Source organism: Glycomyces dulcitolivorans, assembly GCF_003265355.1.
GTDB lineage: Bacteria > Actinomycetota > Actinomycetes > Mycobacteriales > Micromonosporaceae > Glycomyces > Glycomyces dulcitolivorans.
The window spans coordinates 1-21353 of sequence record NZ_QFRW01000057.1 but is presented as its reverse complement, the minus strand read 5'-3'; the positions used below and the strand labels follow the sequence as shown (position 1 = coordinate 21353).

Genomic DNA, 21353 nt, shown 5'->3' with positions numbered 1-21353 from the left:
TCAGGACCTTCCCCAGGCAGGCGCCGTGCGGGCTTACCCGGCCCCCGACGCCGCCGCCGTCCGCGAGCTGCTCCTCGACTGGTGCGGCGCCGACGCGGAGGACGCCGACGACGCGGTCGCCGCGCTCGGCGCCCTCGACCCCGCGGCGCGCGAACTCACCGACCGGCTCTACCAGAGCATCGCCGCCGACATGGGCGGCAAGAAGTGGCTCGCCTGGCCCAAGCCGCCCGCCGACCACCCCTTGGCGGGCCTGTTCCCGATCCTCGCGGCCGTCCCCGACATGCTCGCGTTCCACGCCGGGCACGGCGTCGACGAGGACCTGTCGCGGCGCCTCCTCGGCGACCTCGGCGAGAAGCTGCGGCTCAACCGGCGCCTCTACGGCCGCGCCGGACTCGACGTCGCCCACTGGTTCACCGGGCACGTGCGCGGCTCGCTGTACCAGCTCGGCCGGCTCCAGTTCTCCGTCGAAGGGCCCGACCCGAAGCCGTTCGCGGGGCTCCACATCCGCGGCGAGGGCGGGCCGCTCACCCTCGACGCCGTGCGCGACTCGGTCGAGTGGGCCCTGGAGTTCCTGCCCGCGGTGTTCCCCGAGCGGTACGCCGGGCCCGAGGACCTCGCGTTCGTGTGCGAGTCGTGGCTGCTCGACCCGCAGCTGCGGGACTGGCTCCCCGAGCGGTCGAACATCCCCGGGTTCGCGGCCCTGTTCGCGCTCGACGGCGAAGGCGACCCGGCCGGGAACCGCTCCGACCTGTGGCGCTTCGTGTTCGGCCGGCCCGAGGACACCCCGGTCGACGAGCTCCCGCAGGACAACACGCTCCAGCGCTCGGTCCTGGCCGGGTTGAAAGCGGACGTGCAGTGGCGCAACCGCTTCGGGCACCTGGACCTGGCGCGGCTGGGCCTTTAGGCGCGGGCCTTCACCCACGCGTCGCTGGCGACGTAGTGGTTGTCGTAGCGCTGCCCTGACGCCGGGATCTCGGCCGGGTCGGCCTGGCCCGCGACGACGCGTTCGAGCAGGCGGTAGTAGTCGAAGCGGTCCGCCGCGGGCGTGAAGACCGCGAGGACGTCGGCGTCGTGCCCGGCGACCGCGCCGAAGGCGTGCGGCAGGCCCGGCGGGATCGTCACGAAGTCCCCCGCCTCCAGCACGACGACCTCGTCGCCGGCGAGGACCTGGAGCCGGCCGGAGATGACGAACAGCGACTCGCTCGCGGCGGTGTGGAAGTGCGAGGGCGCGCCGTCGCCGCCGTTGGGGAAGATCGAGCGGTGGACCGAGAGGGCGCCGCCGGTCTCGGAGGAGTCGGCGAGCAGGGTCATGACCGAGTCCTGGGCGTGGGCGAGGCGCTCGGCGGTGGCGGCGCGGGCGATGACGGGCTTCGGGGCGGTGCTCATGTCGTGGACCTCCGTGTCTCGGTTCCGGCCTCTGCCGGAACTCATATCTAGATATTACATGTCTAGATAAGGATCGTCAACCAAGGTGCTCCAGGACACTTCCCTCCGCAACCAGGAGGGCTAGTATCGCGATTATGCGAATCAGCGAAGGCGTCGAATGGGCCGCGCACTGCTGCCTGCTCCTCGACTGGATGGGCACGGGCGAGCCGGTCTCCACCGCCAGGCTCGCGGCCGGGTACGGCCTGCCCGCTGCCTACCTCAACAAGCAGCTCCAGCCGCTCGTCAAGGCCGGCATCCTCACCTCGACCGCGGGCAAGAAGGGCGGGTTCCGGCTCGCGAAGCGCCTGGAGGACATCACCCTCATGGACGTCCTCACCGCGATCGAGGGCCCCGACGAGGCGTTCCAGTGCGCCGAGATCAGGCAGCACGGCGTCTGGGCCGACGAGCCCGCGTCCGTCTTCCGCGCCCCGTGCGCCATCGACACCGCGATGCGCACCGCCGAGCTCGAATGGCGGCGGGCCCTCGCCGCGCAGACCCTCGCCGCGATCCAGGCGAACGCGGAGCTCCAGGCGCCGGGCCTGCGAACGCAAGTCCAGGACTGGTACGCGCGGCCGAGGCAATAGGCTGTCGCCATGCGCATCGTCATCGCCGGGTCGAGCGGCTACCTCGGCAGGTCCCTGATGAAGGCCCTCGACGGCCACGACATCGTGCGGCTGGTCCGCCACCGGCCCGACGAGGAGAACGAGATCCGCTGGGACCCTTATAAAGAGGCCCTGGACCCGCAGATCTTGGACGGCGTCGACGCGGTGGTGAACCTGTGCGGCGCCTCGATCGGCGGGCAGCGCTGGAACGCCGCGTACAAGCAGCGCCTGAAGACCTCGCGCGTGATCCCGACGACCGTCCTCGCCACCGCCGTGGCGCAGGCGGGCGTCCCGACGCTCGTCAACGGCTCCGCCATGGGCTGGTACGGCGACCGCGCCGACGTCGAGGTGGACGAGACCTTCCCGGCCGCCGCGGACTTCCTCGGCAGGCTCTGCCTCGCCTGGGAGCAGGCCGCGGCCCCCGCAGCCGAAGCGGGCGCGCGGGTCGTCTACCTGCGCACCGGCCACGTCCTCGGCCCCGGCAGTGTCCTCGTCGCCCGCCTCGCCCCCGCCTGGAAGTTCCTCCTCGGCGGCCGCTTCGGGAACGGGCGCCAGTACCTGTCGTGGATGTCCCTGCGCGACTGGACCGCCGCGGCCAAACTGATCATCGAAGGCGACGTCGCCGGCCCGGTCAACATGGTCGGCCCGAACGCCGTGCGCAACAAGGACTTCGCGAAGGCCCTCGGTGCGGCCCTCCACCGCCCGGCCCCGTGGATCATCCCGGGGTGGGCCGTGAAGATCGTCGCGGGCGAGGCGGCTGTGGAGATGCTCCGCGGCTCGAACATCAAACCGCGGAAGCTCGAAGCGATGGGCTACGAGTTCCAGGACGAGACGGTCTTCGAGGCCCTTCGCACCGCGATTCCCCGCTGACGGCCCTTTCGAGCGACACTTGGCCCATGACCCCACCAAGGGAACGCCGGGACAAGCCGCGCTCGATCCGCCTCGCCCAGACCGGGCTGTGGCTCCAGTTCGCCTACTTCGTGGGCGGCGGCCTGCTGCTGTCCGCGCTCGTCCCCCACCCGTTCGGCGCGCTCATGATCAGCGCGGCGGGCACCGACCTCGCCCTGCTCCTCCTCGTGGTCGGCGTCCCCGCCCTCGGCATGGGCGCGGGCCTGCTCACCCTGATGATCGCCGACGGCTTCCCCGGGGCCCGCACGGCCGCCACGATCGCCTCCCTCGTCCTCGCCGCCGGCGCGGTCGCCGTCTCCTTCGAGTCCCCGGTCCCCTGGATCACCTTCGCCACCGCCCTCCCCTGGTTCGCCCTCCAGACGATGACCGTGGTCAACCTCCGCACCGCAGAAGCCGACCGCTGGTTCACCGGCCCCGACCCGGTGGCCCCCGAGCCCTAGAATTCGGGGACCGCCCACTGGTAAGGACCCGCCCATGCTGACCCCGCCCTCCACGCCCCTGCCGCCGGAGCTGCTGCACCGCAAGCCCGGGACCGTCACCGCCGCGCAGGTGATGATGTGGCTCCAGTTCTCGTTCCTGATCTGCTGCGGGGCGGGGACGGGACTGGTCAGCGTGTTCTGGACCTCGGTCGACTTCAGCGACTTCGCGTTCGACCAGGACCTCACCGAGGGCATCGAGGACTTCGCGGCGCTCGTGGTCGTGGTCGTCGTCGCGACGGTCCTGGTCGTGATCCTCTACGGCATCCTGGCGGTGAAGATCGGGGCGGGCCGGCGCTGGGCGCAGGTGCTGACGATCCTGATCATGCTGGCGTCCGTCGTGACCGGGTTCCTGGGCCTGTACACGGGCTTCCAGGCGGGCGACGAGGCCGGCGCCGCGGTCGACGGGTCGCGGCTGATCTGGACGCTGCTGGGGCTGTCGTTCCCGCTCGTGACGCTTCTGTGCCTGTTCACCGGCTCGGCGAACCAGTGGTTCCGCCAGAAGGGCCGCGATCCGCTCAGGGGCCTGCCGCCGCAGACGCCGCAGTTCCGGCCGTACTGAGGGCCTGCCCGAGCGCGGCGATGTTGTCACGCACGGCCTCGGGGTCGCCGAGGCCCTCCACGAGGAGGAGCTGGCGGGCGACGCCGGTGGCCTCCGCGGAGGCCGCGAGCCGTTCGGCCACATGCGAGGCGGTGCCGACGGCGTGCCGCTCGCTCATCCAGTCGACGTAGGCCGCGTGGTCGCGCTGCGCGCGGCCGGGCTTGAGGGACACGTACTGGCCGACCCCGCGGGTGAGCAGCTCGGTGAGGGACGCCCGGAGCCGGTCGGCCGCGGCGGGCGTGTCGGCGACCTGGGCGAGGTGGGTCGAGCAGTGCTCGGCGACGTCGGGGTCGTGCCCGGCGGCCTCGGCTTCGGCGCGCCATGCTCCGATCAGAGAGCAGTGCTCTTCATCTGGAGCGTGCATCCCGAGGATGAGCGGCAGTCCGAGCCGCCCGGCGAGGCGCGCGGTGCCCTCGCCGGTGGCGGCGACCCAGATGGGCGCGCCGGTGCCGGGGGGCATGGGCCGCACGGGGAGCACGTCGAAGAATTCACCCGTGTGGGCGACCTCGTGGTCGCCGGAGAGCCAGCGCGCGAGGAGCCGCAGGCCTTCGTCGAAGCCGCGTTCGTACCGTTCGAGGCCGGTGGCGAAGACGTCGAGGTCGATCCAGGGGCCGCCGCGGCCGACGCCGAGGCGGAAGCGCCCGGGGGCCAGGGCGTCGAGGGTCGCGGCCTCCTCTCCGAGGGCCACGGGGTGGCGGTTGGAGAGGACGGCGACGGCGGTGCCGACCTGGATGTTCGCGGTGGCGGCGAGCAGGTGGGCGGCCATGAGGGTCGCGGAGGGGCTGGCGCCGTATTCGATGAAGTGGTGCTCGGCGGTCCAGACGCCGTCGAGACCTGCTGTTTCCGCTTGGCGCGCATAGGAGACGACTCGGCGGAGCGTCGCCGCCGGTGCGGTACCGGGGAACACTCCGCCGAGCAGGAACACGTCGTGTGCACTCATGCACACCACTCTATGGGTTAGTGGCGCAGCATCTCTGCGACGAGGAAGGCCAGTTCGAGCGACTGCTGGGTGTTCAGGCGCGGGTCGCAGGCGGTCTCGTAGCGGTCGGAGAGCTGGTCGTCGCGGATCTCCTGGGCGCCGCCGACGCATTCGGTGACGTCTTCGCCGGTGAGTTCGATGTGGATGCCGCCGGGGTGGGACCCGATGCGGCGGTGGACCTCGAAGAAGCCGAGGACCTCGTCGACGACCTGGTCGAACGCGCGGGTCTTGTACCCGGAGGCGGCCTCGTAGGTGTTGCCGTGCATGGGGTCGCACTGCCACACGACCTTGCACCCGGCGGCTTCGACCTTCTCGACGATCGGCGGGAGGAGGGTGCGGACGTTCTTGTGCCCCATGCGGGTGATGATGACGAGCTTCCCGGGGAGGTTGTCCGGGTTGAGCTTCTGGCACATCTCGACGACCCATTCGGGCGTGGCGGTCGGGCCGATCTTGCAGCCGACCGGGTTGGCGATGCGCGAGAGGAAGTCGATGTGGGCGCCGTCGAGCTGGCGGGTGCGCTCGCCGTTCCAGACCATGTGGCCGGAGAGGGCGTACGCCTTGCCGTCGTAGATGCGGGTGAGGGCGCGGTCGTATTCGATGGCGAGCATCTCGTGGGACGCGAAGACCTCGGCGGTGTGGAGGTTGTCGTCCTCGACGCCGCAGGCGGCCATGAAGCGGACGGCGCGGTCGATCTCGCGGCCGATGGCCTCGTAGCGCTCGCCGGCCGGGGAGGTGCGGACGAAGTCCTTGTTCCAGTCGTGGACGGCCATGAGGTCGGCGAGGCCGCCGCGCAGGTAGGCGCGGAGCATGTTCATGGTGGCGGCGGAGTTCGCGTAGGCGCGGATCATGCGCTGCGGGTCGACGACGCGGGCCTCTTCGGTCGCTTCGAGCGAGTTGAACATGTCGCCGCGGTAGACGGGCAGTCCGAGCGAGTCGGTGGCGGCCGAGCGCGGCTTGGAGTACTGGCCGGCGACGCGGCCGACCTTGACGACCGGCAGCGAGGCGCCGTAGGTGAGCACGACCGCCATCTGGAGGAGCGTGCGCATGTTGGCGAGCACGTGGTGCTCGGTGTTGTCGATGAAGGTCTCGGCGCAGTCGCCGCCCTGCATGAGGAAGGCGCGGCCTTCGCAGACGTCGGCGAGGAGGGAGCGCAGGTGCTCGACCTCGTAGGGCGCGACGATCGGCGGGACGCCGGCGAGGACGCCGGCGACGTCTTCGACCTCGGCGTAGTCGGGCCACGGGGGAACCTGCTCTCGGGGCAGGTCCCGCCAGGCGTCCAGCTGGTAGCGCTCGGCTTCGTCCTCGTCCGCGACGACGGGGACGAGGCCGGGGTTTCGCAGGTCATGCCATTGGCGGTTCACGCCGATATCGTACGCGGGCGCCGCGGGGGGCGGCGACGCCGATTTGGCAATCCCATGGATTGAGCCGCGGCGGGCGGCGCGACACACTGGGCCGCGCGGAGACATCCCACCTTTGGTGGCGCGTCTAGGCTGGTCGGGTGCGCAAGACGACGATTGAAGAGTGGCTGTCCGACCTGGCGTCGGACAAGCCGGCGCCCGGCGGGGGCGCCGCGGCGGGGGTGAACGCGGCCATGGGCGCGGCCCTGGTCTCGATGGTGTGCAACCTGACGATCGGGAAGCCGAAGTTCGCGGAGCACGAGGCGGTGATGCGGGAGGTCCTGGCCGAGGCCGAGCGGCTGCGGCTGGAGGCGCTCCAGTTGGCGGAGGACGACGCGGAGGCGTTCTCGGGTGTGATCGCGGCCTACAAACTGCCGAAGTCCTCGGATGAGGAGAAGGCGGCGCGGACGGCGGCGATCCAGTCGGGCCTGGTCGACGCGGCGGCGGTGCCGCTGGCGGTGGCGCAGGTGTCGGCGGAGGTCATCAAACTGTCGGGGCGGGTCCTGGAGGGCTCGAACCCGAACGTGCTGTCGGACGTGGCGGTGGCGGCGTCGGCGGCGAAGTCGGCGCTGGAGTCGGCGGCTTTGAACGTGGACATCAACCTGGTGTCGATCAAGGACCCGGCCGAGCGCGAGCGGCTCGCGGGGGCGCTCAACGAGGCGCTCCAGGCGAAGGTGCAGGCCGAGGCGATCATGCACGCGGTGGCGAAGCGGATCCGGGCATGAGCGATATCGACGGGCGCGCGGTCGCCAAGGAGATCCGGGCCGAGGTTTCGGCCGCGGCGGCGAAGCTGCGCGAGAACGGGACCGTTCCGACTCTTGCAGTGGTCGTGCCGACGGACGACGAGGGCACGGCCTGGTACGTGCGGTCGATCAAGAAGGCCGCCGAGAAGGAGGGCGTCGACTGCCGCATCGAGCAGTTGGACGAGCCGGGCAAGGGCGAGATCATCGCGAAGCTCCAGGAGCTGTCGGCGGATCCGGACGTGCACGGGATCATCTGCCAGACGCCGCTGCCCGAAGGGGTGACGCTGGCGGAGGTGGGCTGGTACATCAGCCCGTTCAAGGACATCGACGGCGCGAACTCCGAGGGCCTGGGCCGCCTGGCGCAGGGGCGCCGCACGTGGGCGCCGGCGACGGCGGCGGCGGTCTTGGAGCTGCTCAAGCGCGAGGACCTGACGCTCTCGGGTGCGCGGGCCGTGGTGGTCGGCCGGTCCACGGTGGTCGGCAAGCCCGCGGCGCTGCTGCTGCTCAACGAGTCGGCGACGGTGACGGTGTGCCACTCGAAGACGAAGGACCTCGCGGGCGTGTGCCGCGAGGCCGACATCCTGGTGGCGGCGGTCGGCCGCGCGGGCATGATCGGCGCGGACTTCGTCAAGCCGGGCGCGACGGTGATCGACGTGGGCACCAACCCGACCGAAGACGGCGGCCTGGTCGGCGACGTCGACTACGCGGCGGTCTCCGAGATCGCAGGGCGCCTGACGCCGGTCCCCGGCGGGGTCGGCCCGGTGACGACGGCACTCCTGCTGCGCCACACGGTCGAAGCGGCGGAACTGTCCAAGACCCACCCGTAAGCAAGCGACGCAACGCGAACGGCCGACCGCCCGAAGGGGCGGTCGGCCGTTCGCGTGCATGCCGAAGGCCGTCGGAGGGCTCGGGGAAGGCCCCCGGTTTTCCAAGCTACACAGGGGAACCTGAAGCGGAGCTGAAGCGCGATGCCACGCCGGGCACACGGCAGCCTCGGCTCGACGCTGGGGAAGGGCCCCCGGATTCGAAGCTAGCTCGCCGAACCTTAAGCGGAGCTGAAGTGGGCACGGCGAGAGCCGATCGGGGTCGTGGGGTGGGCCCCCGATTTCAACGCTAGCGGGCCGAACCTGAAGCGGAGCTGAAGGCGGTCGTCGGCTGCGGGGTCATGCGGTCTCGGTGCGCTCGATGCAGTCCGCCAGCGCGGGTAGGAAGTCCATGAAGCGGGCGCGCTTGTGGTGGTCGTCGCCGTCGGTGGTGTCGGAGCGCCAGGCGGTGAGCCAGCCGCCTTTGGCGGCCCAGGACCAGCGGAAGAGGTCGAGGCCCGCGGTCTCGGCTTCGGTGGCGAGGGCTTCGGCGAAGCGGGGGTCGGGGGTGTGGAGGCGGCGGGGTGCGGTGCGGAAGAAGCGGTCGACGGCCTGGCCGAGGCGGCCGCGGTGGCGCACTTGGGGGCGCGGGGGTTCGGCGAGGGTGACGACGGCGTAGCGGTGCCGCTGGGGGTGCCAGGCGGCGGCCATCGTGGAGTCGCCGTCGAGGAGGCGGTGCTGGACGACGTCGGGGCGGTCGCGGCGCAGCCGCGTCGCGGTGAAGCGCAGGTGGTAGCGGGATCCGGCCGCGGTGGCGTCGACGGCGCAGAAGCCGAAGCTGTCGCGTCCGTCCCAGGCCCCGCGGGTCCAGCCGCGGACCTGTGCGACCGGGAAGCCAAGGGCCCCAAGGGCGCTCAGTACCTCGTCCGGTTCGCCGCCGCGGTCCTCGGGTTCGAGTTCGGCCCGGAAGTCGAGCCGGTAGCGGCGTGCGAACTGCTGCCAGCCTGCGACCGCCGCGCGCGCTTCGCGCTCCGCGGCCGCGTCGAGGCCGCGGTCGAGCACGAGGCCCGCCCAATCAAGGCCGCCATGGCCCGCCTGACCCACCACAGGTTCCTCCCACCGTCGATTCACGAGCACTGTATGGCGGCCGGGCCCGCCGCGCCTCCCCCGATTCGTGCCAGATGACCGTTCGATCCGGGTCCGGCTAGTGGCGGATACCCGACAGACATGGGCGACTACTGCACGTAGCGTTAAGACTCCGCACGCAAAGGAGGTCACGAATGACACGTCGTCTTGCCTTCGTGGCGACCGTCGCCGCCATGATCCTGGCGGTGTCGAGCCCGGCGATGGCGTTCCAGCACGACCGGGTCCACAACCCGGTCCTGCACTGGGCGCTCGACATCGCGACCCTCGCCATCGTGGTCGCGCCCGTCTGGACGGCGCTGCTGTGGGGGCGGGGCCGGAGCAAGTGGCTGCTGGTGGGGCTGATCGGCATCGTGCAGGTGCCGGTGGCGATCCTCGGGTTCTCACCGGGGGCCTCGGCCCTGTTCGCCGGCAGCGGCCTGTTCCTCGGGCTCGCGATCACGGCCGCGGCGATCGTCTACACGCGACGGGCCACCCGTCTGGAGAGCGCCCAGGCGGAGACCCGGGTCGCGGAAGGCGACTGAGCCGGACCCGGCAGGGACCGGCCCGACCGGGCGCGCGGTGACCGCGCCCGCCACAACATGATCCGGATCGACGAGGTACCGCCTTGCAGGGCTCCCCGAGCCCAGCTCGAACCCGCGGGCCCGGTCGCCCTCGCGGAGCACCCGCAGCAGCGGGCAGCCCGCGAAGGGGCCGTCGAAACCGCCCGTGCCGGGGTCCCGGTAGGCGTGCCACGAGCAGTGCGCCTCGCCGACCCAGCCCCAGGCCCGGTGGGTCTCGGCCCCGCCGAACCGGTACACGCCGACGCTGAGCAGCCGGTCCCCGACCGGGCGCCGGTAGAAGTCGGCGTCGAGACCCGCCACCGGGACGCCGTCGAAGTCGACGTCCACGAGGGTCTTGTGATACGTGAAATCGGCGAGATGCGGGATCTCGCCGATTTCCACATGCGAAGGGTCGGTCTCTAGAGGATCAGCCTCTGCATAAGCCACGGGCACACCCGGTCTAACGACCGGGCGTGCCCGTGGTTGCGCAATCGCAGTGCTTTGCGGCCGGCCCGCCTTCAGCTCCCCTTCAGGAACTCCCCCGTAGCGTTGAAATCGGGGGCCCACCCCAGGGGTCTGGACGGGCCTTCGGCGTGCGCTACACGCCGAAGAAGACCTCGGCGTCGGCGTAGCGCTCGACCGGGACGGTCTTGAGCACGTCGGTGCCCTCGTGGATCGGGATGCGCACGACGTTGGTGCCCTGGAGCGCCATCATCTTGCCGAAGTCGCCCTCGTCGACCGCGTCGGCGGCCTCAAGGCCCAGGCGGGTCGCGAGGACCCGGTCGAACGCGGTGGGGGTGCCGCCGCGCTGGAGGTGGCCGAGGATGATCGCGCGGGTCTCGATCTCCGCGCGCTCCTTGATCTGGGCCGCGACCCAGTCGCCGACGCCGCCGAGCTTGACGTGGCCGAACGCGTCGACCTCGCCGTCCTTGAGGACCATGCCCTCCTGGGCGTGCGCGCCCTCGGAGACCGCGACGATGGTGGCCTTGCCGGCCTCCTTGCGCTCCTTGACGAAGTTCGCGACCTTCTCGATGTCGAACGCGACCTCGGGGATGAGGACCACGTTCGCGCCGCCGGCGATGCCCGCGTGCAGCGTCATCCAGCCGGCGTGGCGGCCCATGATCTCCACGACGATGCAGCGGTCGTGCGAGTCGGCGGTCGTCCACAGGCGGTCGATGGCCTCGGTGGCGATGTTCACGGCCGTGTCGAAGCCGAACGTGTAGTCCGTGCCCGACAGGTCGTTGTCGATCGTCTTCGGCACGCCCACGCAGTTGACGCCGTCGGCGGTCAGCTTCGTGGCCACGCCCAGGGTGTCCTCGCCGCCGATGGCGATGAGCGCGTCCACGCCCAGGTCCGCCATGTTCTTCTTGATGGCCTCGACGCCGCCCTCGATCTTGTAGGGGTTGGTGCGCGAGGAGTGGAGGATGGTGCCGCCCTGGTCGAGGATGTTCTCGACCACGTCCCAGTTCAGCTCCTGGGTGATGCCCTCGATCGGGCCCCTCCAGCCGTAGCGGAAGCCCACGAACTCGTGGCCGTATTCCTTGGTGCCCTTGCGGACAGCGGCTCGGATGACCGCGTTGAGACCGGGGCAGTCGCCGCCGCCGGTGAGCACGCCAATGCGCATGCGTCTAACTCCCTAGAAGTGAGGACTGTTAACTGGGCGGCCTCATTGCCGAAACACCGCCCACCATATATCGGAGCCCGGGAGCGGCGACCAGGGGTTCAGGGGCGCGACCAGCGGACGGGACGCGCGAACGGGATCAGTGGTGCGAGTCGAGCACGCCCGCGCGGTCGCCGCGTGCGGCTTCGAGGGTCTTCCAGCGGGCGAGGTTGAGCTTCGCGTCGGTCAGGGCGTCGTGCATGTCCGCGTCGGGCGTCACCGGCAGCTCGGGGCGGCCCAGGTCCTCCCAGCGCTGGCGCAGGTCCTTGGTCATGCGCGGCAGCGCCCGCGGCAGCTCGGGCATCGTGCCCCACAGCTGCGCGAGCACGACGTGGTCGTACGCGCCGATCCACGCCCACAGCTCCACGCGCTCCCCCGGGTGGCTGCCGGTCTTGCGCCGGACGGGCTCCACGAGGAACTCGTACAGCTCGTCGCGGATCGTCGCCCGGTCCTTCCACAGCTGGCTGGAGGGGGCCGGGAGCTTGTCGAGGACGTTGCGCCGCACCCAGTCGATGGCCCGGGAGGGGTCGAACTCGGTCGACACGGCGTAGTACTCGCGGCCTCGCTCGTCGACGACGGCGATCGAGACCAGGTCGATCGTGCGACCGTCCTCGATGAACTCGGTGTCGTAGAAGTAGCGGTACGCCACGCATCGGCCTTTCGTATGATCACGGGCGGTCTGTTCGGCCCGAATCGGGACCCGCCCGTATGTCGCCGGGCTGGAGTCGACGCTACGCCATACGATCAGGCAGCCGGAATCTGACCTCGCAATCTGCACATGAGAATCGCGATACCGGACAATAGACGCGAAAGCACGTAGACTCGATCGTACGCTCGGCCGAGCGACAAGTGCACCGTCTGGACACACGACCCAACGGAGCGTGAAGTTTCCGACACCGGGCCCTGTACAACGACGGAAAAGACAGCGATCATCGGAGGGAACCCGCGGACCCGGGACCCACCGAAGGGGGAGAACTATGGGTGTCAGCCCATCTGAAGACCCGCTTGCAGGCGTCGCCATGTTCGCCGGCCTCGACCCGCAGGCCAGGCGGCAGATCGCAGGGGTGGCGGTACAGCGCCACTACCGGCGTGGGCACCTGCTGTTCTTCGAAGGGGAGCCCGGTGAGTCGCTCATCATGATCCGCTCCGGGGCCGTCAGCGTCTTCAGGACCGCCGCCACCGGCGAGCGGGCGATGCTCCACGTCGCACGCGCGCCCGAGGTGCTCGGCGAGGTGTCGCTCCTGGACGGCTCGCCGCGGTCGGCCAGCGCGGAGGCGCTGGAGGACACGTCGGCGCTGGCGCTGGCGCGGTCGTCGTTCCTGGAGCTGGTGCACGGGAACCCGAAGATGCTCGACGCGGTGCTGCGGTCGATGGGCATGATCGTGCGGCGGTTGACGGAGCAGTCCTCGGACCACGTGTTCCTGGACCTGCCGGGCCGGGTGGCGAAGACGCTGGTGCGCTTGGCGGAGCAGCATTCGTCGCCGATGACGACGATCGAGCTGAACCAGACGCAGCTGGCGGAGATGGCGGGCGGGTCGCGCCAGAGCGTGAACCAGGCGATAGGGATCTTCGCGAACCGGGGCTGGCTGCGGACGGAGGGCCGCAAGATCGTGGTGGTGGACCTGCCGGCGCTGCGGCGACGAGCTGGTTTCGGTGGGCCCGAGTAGAACGTGAGGAAGTAAGGTGCGGCGCGGGCCGGGGGGCTACCCCTTCTGTCCGCGTTCTTTGACCTTCGCGGCGTACTCGTCGACGTAGTCCTGGCCGGAGAGTTCGCGCAGGGCGTCCATGACCTCGTCGGTGACGGCGCGCTCGATGAAGCGGTCGCCCACGAGGTCCCGGTAGCGGTTGAAGTCGTGCGGGGGCCCGAACTTGATGCGGACGCGGCCGATGCGGGGGATGCGGCGCCCGATGGGCTGGAGCTCGCCGGTGTTGAGCATGGCGACGGGCACGACCGGGGAGCCGGTCTGGAGGGCGAGGCGGGCGACACCGGTCTTGCCGCGGTAGAGGCGCCCGTCGGGCGAGCGGGTGCCCTCGGGGTAGATGCCGAACAGGCGGCCTTCGGAGAGGACGCGCTTGCCGGTGTCGAGGGAGACGTTGGCGGCGTCGCCTCCGGCGCGGTCGACCGGGATGGCGCCGACGGCGTTCATGAAGGCGCGCACGAACCAGCCCTTGAAGCCGGTGCCGGTGAAGTACTCCTCCTTCGCGATGAAGGTGACCCGGCGCTTGACGACCAGGGGCATGAAGAACGAGTCGGTGACGGCGAGGTGGTTCGAGGCGAGGATCGCCGGACCGTCCTCGGGCACGTGTTCGAGCCCTTCCACCTTCGGGCGGTAGACCACCCACAGCAGCGACCCCAATGTCGCCTTCAACAACCACCACATGATCACGCGTCCAAGCGTATCGGCAGCGGTCAATCCAGCGGACGGCCTCCGGGCCGGAGCGCGGACCGGCGGGCCCTCAGCGGTGGCAGTGCGGGGCGGGCGCGTGCGAGAATGGGCACGCAGCGCGAAAAGGGACCTCCCGGCCGCGGCCCGTGTGCCGCGACCCGGCCGGGCCGGTCCGGCGCCCGTCATTCAGCGATCCGGGAGGCGACGTGTCGATCGATTCCGAGGAGTTCACGTTCGACCTCGGTCCTGACGCCAAGGCCACGATGCTGCTGTGCCACGGGTTCACCTCGGACCCGGCGTCGATGCGGCCGTGGGGCGAGTACCTGCGGGACGCGGGCTTCAACGTGGTCGCGCCGCTGCTGCCGGGCCACGGCGAGACGTGGCAGGTGCTGGCGAAGTCGAACTGGCGGCAGTGGTACGGCCGGCTGGAGGAGGCGCTCGACGAGGCGCTGGCGCTGGGGCGCCCGGTGTTCGCGGGCGGCCTGTCGATGGGCGGGTCGCTGACGCTGCGGCTGGCCGAGCTGCGCGGCGGGGACCTGGCGGGGCTGGTGCTGGTGAATCCGGCGATCTTCGACTCGAAGCCGCAGGGGTTCCTGGCGCCGCTGATCAAGTACGTGATGCCGAGCGTGGCGTCGATCGGCTCGGACCTGAACAAGCCCGACGTGCGGGAGAAGACGACCGACCGGACCCCGGTGGCGGCGTACGTGTCGCTGCGGCAGCTGTGGAAGGTGACGCGGCCGGAGCTGGCGCGCGTGACGGTGCCGCTGCGGATCTTCACGAGCGCGCAGGACCACGTGGTGAACCCGCGGAACACCGCGGTGGTGCGCGCGGGGGTGCGGTCGAAGGACGTGGAGGCGTCGGTGCTGCCGCGGAGCTTCCATGTGGCGACGCTCGACTACGACGCGGAGACGATCTTCGCGGGGAGCGCGGAGTTCATGGAGCGGCAGCTCGCGAAGGCGCGGAGCGTCCATGACTGAGCGGGGCGAGGAGCCTGAGCGCAGCGAGCAGGAGGACGGCCGCGAGGGCGAGCTCCTGCCCGAGGACGTGGACCGGCGGTTCCAGGAGCTGGTGAAGGGTCTTGAGGACCCGTCGCTGACGCGGGCGATGGAGGCCGAGGAGGTCCCGGCGGAGGCGGTCACGCCGCCGCAGCCGGTGGCCGACGAGGAGCCGGGCCTGCTGGAGCTGTGGGACGCGGAGCTGCCCGACGACGAGGAGGACGACTACGATCCTCCGGACCCGCCGCCGGTGCCGTGGCCGTCCCTGCCCGCGGTGGGCGGGGTGCTGCTCATCATCGCGGGCCTGGCGCTGCTGGTGAATCCGGGCATCGCGCCGCTGGGCACGAGCCCGGGCCGACTGGTCGGCTTCTGCGGCTTCCTGATCGGCGTGTGGCTGCTCATCAGCCGCCTGCGCCCGGACAAGGACGCCGACGAGGACGACGGCGCCGTCGTCTGACGCGGCGCTTCAGGTCCGCTTCAGCTTTCCCCCGGTAGCGTTGAAACCGGGGGGCCTTCCCCAGCCGCCCTGAGGCACTCGGTGTGCGCCGGGGTCAGTCCTTCTTGCTGGCGAGCCAGGAGAGGATCGCGTCGAGGAGTCCTTCGGCGCCGGCGCCTTTGAAGACGTCGTCGCGGGAGCCGGCGAAGGTCAGGGGCGTGATGCCGTAGGCGTCGGCGGCGGTCTGGGCCTCTTTCGACTGGGTCTCGGACTCGGCGACGACGATGAGGACCGGGGGTCCTCCGACGGGGGTCGGGGGCTGCTTCGGGACCTTCTCGGGGGACACGAGGACGAGCGCCGCGGCCGGGTAGCGGCCCGCGGCGAGCGCGGCCCAGGCCGCGCCCTCCTTGTGGCCGATGAGGACCGCTTGGCGGGGGACGTTGACCGCGGCCTGCACGAGGTCGTGGGCGCGGGCCTCCAGGCCGCCCTCGGCGGCGGGCGTGTTGCCCTGGCCGCGCACGCTCACCGCGGCCGCGTACCGGCCGGAGGTGGCGATGCGCTTGAGCCACAAGGCGTTGAAGGCCGAAGCCCCGGCGGGGTCGCCGGTGCAGCACAGGACCGGGCTGGCCTCGGGGTCGTCCTTGATGTCAAGGTCGAAGAGGTCGGCGGGCTCGAAGAACGCGTACTCGCGCTTGACGGGGGCGGGAGCGGGGGTGCGGGCGCGCCGGACCCAGGCGGCGAGGCTCATTTGGCGGGCTCCTGTTCGAGGGTGTCGATGATGCGGCCGAGGCTGGCGAGGTACACCTCGGCGTCCACGGCGAGCTGGTGGCGCGGCGACGACCCCGCGGGCCGGGCGGTGTCCTGCTCGGACTCGCTGCGCACCTGGACGCGGAAGTTCGCGGCGCGCTCGGGGTCGCTCTTGCGCACCAGGAGCCAGTGGGCGATGGCGTGGGTCTGCCAGTGGACGATGGGGAGGACGCCGACGCCGGGCTCGACGAGCCCTGCGACGGCGAGGGTCTCCATGCGCGGGGAGAACATGCGCGCGTACAGCTTCGGGTAGGGCGAGTCGCCCTCGATGCCGAGCAGGCGCGGTTCGACGGACGTGAACTTGGGGCGGTAGCCGGTGGCGAGGACGACCAGGTCGGGGCGCATCTCGGCGCCGTCGGCGAACGAGACGTCGAAGCCGTCGAAGCGGGCGACCTCGCCGCGGCGCTGGATGGAGCCGTCGCCGACGTGCTCCATGTAGCGGCCGTTGCGCACCGGCTCCTCCGCGGAGGGCCGGCCCTCGGCGGCGACGCCCATGCGGGCGGCGAGGCTCGCGGGGCCCTTGAGGAGGCGGTCGGTCAGGAAGCGGCGCAGGAACTTCGGGCGCGAGCCGAGCCGCGCGAGGGCGTAGTCCGCGGGCTCGCCGCCGAGGTACTTAGGCAGGTGCCAGGAGCCGCGGCGCACGGAGTGGACGCAGCTGGCGGCGTTCACGGCCGCCTCGCACGCGATGTCGGCGCCGGAGTTGCCGCCGCCGATGACCAGGACGTGCTTGCCGCGCAGGCGGGACGGGTCCTTCAGCTGCGAGGAGTGGAGGACCGAGCCGCGGAACTGGTCGAGGCCCGGGTAGGACGGCAGGTTCGGGGACCAGTGGTGGCCGGTGGCGACGATGACCGCGGCGTAGCGCAGGCGCCGGGCGGCGTTCCCGGCGGCGGGCTTGACGACGACCTCGAAGCGGGAGCCCTCGACCGGTTCGATCGCGGAGATCTCCGAGCCGTACCAGATGTGCTCGGAGAGCCCGAAGTGCTTGGCGTACGCGGTCAGGTAAGTGAGCATCTGGGACGCGGACGGGTAGTCGGGCCAGTCGTCGGGCATCGGGAAGTCGGGGATCTCGGTCTGGGACCGGGAGGTGACCAGGTGCGTGTTCGGGTAGAGCGGGCTGTGCTGGTTCTGGGGGTTCCAGAGGCCGCCGAGGACGGTGTCCCGCTCGTAGCAGTCCACTTCGAAGCCGTTCTCGCGGAGGTTCTTGACGGCGATGAGGCCCGACGCCCCGGCGCCGATCACGCAGACGGCCTCGCCGCGGTCGTACGCGGCCTGGGAGGAGTACTCCTGCAAGGGAACTTTCTCCTTCTGTGGGCATTGCTCTTGTGCCGGACGGCGTCGCCGGCGCCGCTCGACCGGCCGGGCCGGCCGGGGTGATATGCGCCGAAAGACTGAGAGCAGATTACCGTGAGCGGGGCTCGTACTTTCGGGGGAGGTAGGCTGCGCCCGTGCTCTTCGAGCTGTGGAAACATCCGCGCCCCGCCGCCCCGGCGTTCCGGCACGGCGGGCAGGTCGTGGTCGCCTCCCACCGCCTCGCCCGCGAGGTCCTCGCCGACCGCGAGCGGTTCTCGGCCGCGAACGCCCTCGACGCGGTCGTCCCCATCCCCACCGGTCCGCTGCGCGAACTCGCCGCCCACCGGTTCCGGCTCCCGGCCACCTTGGCCAACAACGACACCGGCACGCACGGGCCCATCCGCGAACGCTACGGCGAGGTCTTCGCGCCCGCCCGGGTGGCCGCGCTGCGCCCGTGGCTCACCGGCCTCGCCCGCAGAGCCGCTGCGGGCGTTGCGTTCCGGCTGCGCGCGGGCGAGGCGGTCGACCTCGACGCGGCGGTGTCCTCGGAGATCCCGCTGGCCGCGCTGGCGCGCCTCTTGGATCTGGACGTGTCCGCGACGGCCGAGGTCAAGCGGTTCAGCCGCGCGGCCCTGGAGCTGTTCTGGGGCGACCCGACGCCTGAACGCCAGCGCGAGCTCGCCGAGACGGTCGGGCCCTTCCATGCGCTGCTGCGCGGTTGGGCCGCCGAGTCGGCCGGCGCGACTAGGGAGCTGTTCGAGGAGTACGGGGAGGACGCGGCGACGGCGGCGCTGTTCTTCCTGCTGGTCGCGGGCCAGGAGACGACCTCGCAGTTCCTCACGCTCCTGCTGCACCGCCTCGTGGAGGAGCCGACGTTGCTGGGTTTCGAGTCGGCCGCGATCGTCGAGGAGGGGCTGCGGCTGCTGCCGCCGATCACGTCGTGGCGGCGGGTCGCCTTGCGCGACACCGAACTCGACGGCGTCCCGGTGCACGCGGGCGACTCGGTCCTGGTGTGGCTGGCGGCGGCGGGCGCCGACGAGGGCGTGGCCGAGTGCCCGGCGGCGATGGTCCCGGGCCAGCGCGGGTCCCGGCGTCACCTGGCGTTCGGGGCGGGCGCGCACCGGTGCCTGGGCAGTCAGCTGTCGCGCCTGGAGGCGGAGGTGGTGGTGGCCGAGCTCGCGCCGCTCCTCCCCCGCTGCGAGACGGTGACGGCGCCGGTCAGCGATCGGAATCTTTCGTTCCGCATGCCGGGTCCGCTGGTGGTGCGGCTGCGCCGTTGAAGCCGGTGCGGCGGGGCTCTTGAAGCCGGTGCGGCTGCGGGGCTAACCCGTTGCGTTGGGGTGCATGCGCTTGCCAGACTGTCGGGATGTCTGAGAAGTTCCTGGAGTTCCGCCAGCGCGGCACCGCGTACGTCCTGCGACATCGGCCCGAGGGGCCCGGGATCGAGGTCCTGGTGATGCTCCACCTGGACCGTCCGGAGGACGGGGTGCAGGTCCCCGGGGGCGGGGCGCGGCCGGGCGAGACGCCCGGCGAGACGGCGATGCGCGAGGCGGTCGAGGAGACCGGCGTGCGCGACCTCGTGTTCGGGGAGGCCCTGGGCAGCAAGCTGATGCGGGTGGACTGGGTCAAGTACGACTTCCAGGTCAACACGTACTCGTGGATGTCCACCGACGACCCGCGGGAGGCGTGGGAGCACACGGTCCCGCACACCGGGGACGGCGACGACGGGCTGCGGATGCGGGCCGAGTTCCGTCCCGTGACGGCGTCGGGGATCGACTGGGGCCTGGACTGGCTCCTGGAGTTCGCGGTGCCGCGGTTCGCGGCCGCGAAGGGCCTGCCCGAGGCGATGCGGGCACCGGGGGTAGGGGCGCCCGCATCGCGTTGATATGGCCTGAATCAGACCAGATCGCTGCCAAATTTGACTTCCTCGCAGCCTTGAGAGGCGGCGACTCCCGGCTTGCGGTCCGCTGACGCGTTCCGACTACGGGTGGGTTCCTGTTTCATCGGGCCGCGCTCGGGTCTCCCCGAGACTTACCAGCCCTCCGCAGGCGTTTTATCTCTCCGCGAGCCCCGCGGCGAGCGCCGCGAGGCGCTGGCCCTCGCGGCGGATGTTGATCTCGGCGTTCTGATCCCGGTCATGGTTCGCGCCACATCCGCATTCCCACTTGCGGGCCTGGAGTCCCTCGAGCCCCCGGGGGCCGGTCAGAGCCCCACACGCGGAGCACAGCCTGGTCGACGGGAAGAACCGATCCACCTTGGCGAAGGTTCGACCCGCCCGCTTTGCCTTCGACTCCAGGCGGGCCAGGAACATCCCGAAAGCGGCATCATGGACCGACTTGGCGACGCGGCCCCGACCGAGCCCTCTGACGAACAGGTCTTCGACATACACCGCTTGGTTCTCGCGGACGATTGCCGACACCTGTTTGTCGATCCAATCAGCTCGGGTGTGTTTGATCTTCTCGTGGATCTTCGCGACCTTGATCCGGGCTTTCGCCCGGTTGGCCGAGCCCTTCATCTTCCGCGAGAGTCCACGCTGCGCCTTTCGGAGCTTCTTCTCAAGACGGCGGAAGAACCTCGGATTCGCGATCACCTTCCCGCCCCGCAGAACCGCGAAGTCCTTGAGTCCGAGGTCGATGCCGGTCTCCGCATCCGGGTCGTCGAGAGGTTCGAGCAGACCCTCGCCGCTATCGACTGCGACGACGAAACTGGCGTAGTACTTGCCGGTCGAGGTCTTGATGATCGTGACCGAAGATGGTGTTGCAGGCAGTTCGCGTGACCATGCGATACGGAGGTCCCCGACTTTCGGCAGCCGCAGGCGAGCGTTGTCGAGCACGGAGAAGCGGGCATTGCTGGTGAACCGGATGGATTGCGTACCGGAGCGGCGTTTGAATCGTGGCGGCCCCATGCGAGGGCCAGGCCGTCTCCCCTTCAACGAGGCGAAGAAGTACTTGTAGGCCTTGTCGCAGTCGACCAGTGCCTGCTGCAATACCACTGCCGAAACCTCGCCCAGCCAGGAACGTTCAGCAGTGCGCTTGGCCTCGGTGATGAGCTGCTTGGACAAGGCCGCTGTGGTGGGGTATGCCAGACCTTCCGCGTGGGCGTGCCTCCTTGCGGCAACGGCGTCGTTGTAGACGACCCGGGCGGAGCCGAAGGCCCGCGCGAGTGAGACTCGCTGCGGCGCCGTCGGATACACCCGAAACCGGTAACGCAAGAACACCACACGACTTTAGCCTATAAGTGCGACATACCTGGGAAGCCAGGCAATCCGGCCGCTGGATCAGGGTTGCGGGCCGGGGTCGGGGAGGGCGAACCATTCGGCGGCGGTGAGGCGGAAGACCTCGGGGTCGAGGTTCGCGGCGCCGTCGGGGATCCAGCCGAGGCGCTCTCCGGGGAGGTCGGTGAGGTTCTCGTATTCGGCGAGGCCGGGGTCGAGGGGCCAGGCGCCGATGACGACGGCGGCGTCGATGCCGCGGCGGGCGAGGGCTTCGAGAGTGAGCGAGGTGTGGTTGAGGGTGCCGAGGCCGGCGCGGGCGACCACGACGGCGGGGCAGCCGAGTTCGACGGCGAGGTCGCGGGCGGTCCATCCGTCCTCGCCGAGCTGGACGAGGAGGCCGCCGGCGCCTTCGAGGAGGACGACTTCGGCGGGCGAGTCGAGGACGGTGTCGGCGACGTCGGCGAGTTTGAGCAGCGGCAGGCCGCTGCGGCGGGCGGCCGCGTAGGGCGCCAAGGGGTCCGGGTAGGAGGCGAGGGCGCGGGCGGGGGCGCCGGAGAGGCGCGTGACCTCGGCGGCGTCGTCATCGTCGCCGGTCTGGGCGATCTTGACGACGTCGACGCTGCGGCCCTGCCGCATGAGGGCCGCGGCGAGGCCGGCGGTGGTGACGGTCTTGCCGACGCCGGTGTCGGTGCCGGTCACCAGGACCGGGCCTTCGAAGGGGATCACGGTCGTGCCTCCAGGACGGTGTCGAGGGCGTGCGCGAAGTCGGCCGCGGGGACGCCGGTGTTGACGGTGATGCGCAGGCGGGAGCGGTGGTCGGGGGTGGACGGGGGTCGGAAGCAGCCGACGGCGACGCCTTGGGCGGCGCAGCGCGCGGCCCATTCGGTGGCGGCGCGGGCGTCTCCGGCGGGCGGGGAGCAGACCCCGGCGGCGGGCGCGGGGGC

Annotated in this window: 25 protein-coding genes and 1 pseudogene; 14 read left to right on the top strand and 12 right to left on the bottom strand. The window is 71.2% G+C overall.

Annotation, left to right across the window (positions count from 1 at the left end; genetic code table 11):
* The first annotated feature begins 25 nt into the window (after positions 1-25).
* Positions 26-904, top strand: a complete 879-nt coding sequence (locus DI269_RS04085; RefSeq protein WP_112133854.1) for an acyltransferase domain-containing protein — start codon at positions 26-28, stop codon at positions 902-904.
* Here the strand turns inward: DI269_RS04085 and DI269_RS04080 are convergent.
* The gene (locus DI269_RS04080) at positions 901-1386 is read right to left on the bottom strand and encodes a cupin domain-containing protein (protein WP_112133853.1); all 486 of its coding nucleotides are present in this window, start codon (positions 1384-1386) and stop codon (positions 901-903) included. The genes DI269_RS04085 and DI269_RS04080 overlap by 4 nt on opposite strands.
* Positions 1387-1520: 134 nt before the next feature.
* Between DI269_RS04080 and DI269_RS04075 the strand changes: the two genes are divergently transcribed.
* From DI269_RS04075 to DI269_RS04060, 4 genes are read left to right on the top strand one after another with little or no spacing between them, the layout of a single operon-like run.
* Entirely contained in the window at positions 1521-2009 is a 489-nt protein-coding gene (locus DI269_RS04075; RefSeq protein WP_112133852.1) for an RrF2 family transcriptional regulator, read from the top strand.
* 9 nt (positions 2010-2018) lie between these two features.
* On the top strand, positions 2019-2897 hold the full coding sequence (locus DI269_RS04070; protein WP_112133851.1) for a TIGR01777 family oxidoreductase: 879 nt from the start codon (positions 2019-2021) through the stop codon (positions 2895-2897).
* A gap of 26 nt (positions 2898-2923) precedes the next feature.
* Complete coding sequence (locus DI269_RS04065) at positions 2924-3376, top strand: hypothetical protein (RefSeq protein ID WP_112133850.1); 453 nt, start codon at positions 2924-2926, stop codon at positions 3374-3376.
* A 34-nt stretch (positions 3377-3410) separates the two neighbouring features.
* A complete protein-coding gene (locus DI269_RS04060; protein ID WP_112133849.1) occupies positions 3411-3974 on the top strand; it encodes a hypothetical protein in 564 nt (187 codons plus the stop codon).
* On the opposite strand, the gene DI269_RS04055 is transcribed toward DI269_RS04060, so the two are convergent.
* Positions 3931-4953 carry an LLM class flavin-dependent oxidoreductase gene (locus DI269_RS04055; protein ID WP_112133848.1) on the bottom strand — a complete coding sequence of 341 codons (1023 nt, stop codon included), beginning with the start codon at positions 4951-4953 and terminating at the stop codon, positions 3931-3933. The genes DI269_RS04060 and DI269_RS04055 overlap by 44 nt on opposite strands.
* 17 nt (positions 4954-4970) lie before the next feature.
* A complete protein-coding gene (locus DI269_RS04050; protein WP_408612262.1) occupies positions 4971-6332 on the bottom strand; it encodes a class II 3-deoxy-7-phosphoheptulonate synthase in 1362 nt (453 codons plus the stop codon).
* A 158-nt stretch (positions 6333-6490) separates the two neighbouring features.
* On the opposite strand from DI269_RS04050, the gene DI269_RS04045 reads away from it, so the two are divergent.
* Positions 6491-7114 carry a cyclodeaminase/cyclohydrolase family protein gene (locus DI269_RS04045; RefSeq protein WP_112133846.1) on the top strand — a complete coding sequence of 208 codons (624 nt, stop codon included), beginning with the start codon at positions 6491-6493 and terminating at the stop codon, positions 7112-7114.
* Complete coding sequence (locus DI269_RS04040) at positions 7111-7959, top strand: bifunctional 5,10-methylenetetrahydrofolate dehydrogenase/5,10-methenyltetrahydrofolate cyclohydrolase (protein WP_112133845.1); 849 nt, start codon at positions 7111-7113, stop codon at positions 7957-7959. The genes DI269_RS04045 and DI269_RS04040 overlap by 4 nt, the downstream gene beginning before the upstream one ends.
* 336 nt (positions 7960-8295) lie before the next feature.
* On the opposite strand, the gene DI269_RS04035 is transcribed toward DI269_RS04040, so the two are convergent.
* On the bottom strand, positions 8296-8997 hold the full coding sequence (locus tag DI269_RS04035; RefSeq protein WP_112133844.1) for a hypothetical protein: 702 nt from the start codon (positions 8995-8997) through the stop codon (positions 8296-8298).
* Positions 8998-9215: 218 nt separating this feature from the next.
* Here DI269_RS04035 and DI269_RS04030 point away from each other — a divergent pair, with 218 nt between their 5' ends.
* Both DI269_RS04030 and DI269_RS04025 read left to right on the top strand, forming a co-directional pair.
* The gene (locus tag DI269_RS04030; protein WP_157974751.1) at positions 9216-9602 is read left to right on the top strand and encodes a hypothetical protein; all 387 of its coding nucleotides are present in this window, start codon (positions 9216-9218) and stop codon (positions 9600-9602) included.
* Positions 9603-9818: 216 nt separating this feature from the next.
* Positions 9819-10043: a hypothetical protein gene (locus DI269_RS04025; RefSeq protein WP_157974750.1), complete on the top strand. Its 225-nt coding sequence runs from the start codon at positions 9819-9821 to the stop codon at positions 10041-10043.
* A 175-nt stretch (positions 10044-10218) separates the two neighbouring features.
* Here DI269_RS04025 and DI269_RS04020 read toward each other — a convergent pair whose 3' ends face one another.
* A complete protein-coding gene (locus tag DI269_RS04020) occupies positions 10219-11244 on the bottom strand; it encodes a 6-phosphofructokinase (protein ID WP_112133841.1) in 1026 nt (341 codons plus the stop codon).
* Positions 11245-11380: 136 nt separating this feature from the next.
* Positions 11381-11929 carry a polyadenylate-specific 3'-exoribonuclease AS gene (locus DI269_RS28035; RefSeq protein WP_112133840.1) on the bottom strand — a complete coding sequence of 183 codons (549 nt, stop codon included), beginning with the start codon at positions 11927-11929 and terminating at the stop codon, positions 11381-11383.
* Positions 11930-12257: 328 nt separating this feature from the next.
* Here DI269_RS28035 and DI269_RS04010 point away from each other — a divergent pair, with 328 nt between their 5' ends.
* Positions 12258-12947 (top strand): Crp/Fnr family transcriptional regulator, encoded by a 690-nt coding sequence (locus DI269_RS04010; RefSeq protein ID WP_198667126.1) that lies wholly within the window; start codon positions 12258-12260, stop codon positions 12945-12947.
* 36 nt (positions 12948-12983) lie between these two features.
* On the opposite strand, the gene DI269_RS04005 is transcribed toward DI269_RS04010, so the two are convergent.
* Positions 12984-13661, bottom strand: a complete 678-nt coding sequence (locus tag DI269_RS04005; protein WP_112133899.1) for a lysophospholipid acyltransferase family protein — start codon at positions 13659-13661, stop codon at positions 12984-12986.
* Positions 13662-13873: 212 nt separating this feature from the next.
* Between DI269_RS04005 and DI269_RS04000 the strand changes: the two genes are divergently transcribed.
* Both DI269_RS04000 and DI269_RS03995 read left to right on the top strand, forming a co-directional pair.
* On the top strand, positions 13874-14644 hold the full coding sequence (locus DI269_RS04000) for an alpha/beta hydrolase (protein WP_198667125.1): 771 nt from the start codon (positions 13874-13876) through the stop codon (positions 14642-14644).
* On the top strand, positions 14637-15119 hold the full coding sequence (locus DI269_RS03995) for a hypothetical protein (RefSeq protein ID WP_112133839.1): 483 nt from the start codon (positions 14637-14639) through the stop codon (positions 15117-15119). The genes DI269_RS04000 and DI269_RS03995 overlap by 8 nt, the downstream gene beginning before the upstream one ends.
* A gap of 94 nt (positions 15120-15213) precedes the next feature.
* Here the strand turns inward: DI269_RS03995 and DI269_RS03990 are convergent, their stop codons facing one another.
* Both DI269_RS03990 and DI269_RS03985 read right to left on the bottom strand, forming a co-directional pair.
* Complete coding sequence (locus DI269_RS03990; RefSeq protein ID WP_112133838.1) at positions 15214-15846, bottom strand: alpha/beta fold hydrolase; 633 nt, start codon at positions 15844-15846, stop codon at positions 15214-15216.
* Positions 15843-17195: a flavin-containing monooxygenase gene (locus DI269_RS03985; RefSeq protein ID WP_112133837.1), complete on the bottom strand. Its 1353-nt coding sequence runs from the start codon at positions 17193-17195 to the stop codon at positions 15843-15845. The genes DI269_RS03990 and DI269_RS03985 overlap by 4 nt, the downstream gene beginning before the upstream one ends.
* Before the next feature lie 155 nt (positions 17196-17350).
* Between DI269_RS03985 and DI269_RS03980 the strand changes: the two genes are divergently transcribed.
* Both DI269_RS03980 and DI269_RS03975 read left to right on the top strand, forming a co-directional pair.
* Entirely contained in the window at positions 17351-18475 is a 1125-nt protein-coding gene (locus tag DI269_RS03980; protein WP_112133836.1) for a cytochrome P450, read from the top strand.
* An 86-nt stretch (positions 18476-18561) separates the two neighbouring features.
* Complete coding sequence (locus DI269_RS03975; RefSeq protein ID WP_112133835.1) at positions 18562-19080, top strand: NUDIX domain-containing protein; 519 nt, start codon at positions 18562-18564, stop codon at positions 19078-19080.
* Positions 19081-19248: 168 nt separating this feature from the next.
* On the opposite strand, the gene DI269_RS03970 is transcribed toward DI269_RS03975, so the two are convergent.
* From DI269_RS03970 to DI269_RS27590, 3 genes and pseudogenes are all read right to left on the bottom strand, one after another.
* Entirely contained in the window at positions 19249-20412 is a 1164-nt protein-coding gene (locus DI269_RS03970) for an RNA-guided endonuclease InsQ/TnpB family protein (protein WP_112133897.1), read from the bottom strand.
* Positions 20413-20472: 60 nt separating this feature from the next.
* Positions 20473-21135: a dethiobiotin synthase gene (gene bioD / locus DI269_RS03965; RefSeq protein WP_198667124.1), complete on the bottom strand. Its 663-nt coding sequence runs from the start codon at positions 21133-21135 to the stop codon at positions 20473-20475.
* A pseudogene (locus DI269_RS27590) lies at positions 21132-21353 on the bottom strand (8-amino-7-oxononanoate synthase); the annotation flags it as partial. The gene bioD and the pseudogene DI269_RS27590, both read right to left, overlap by 4 nt.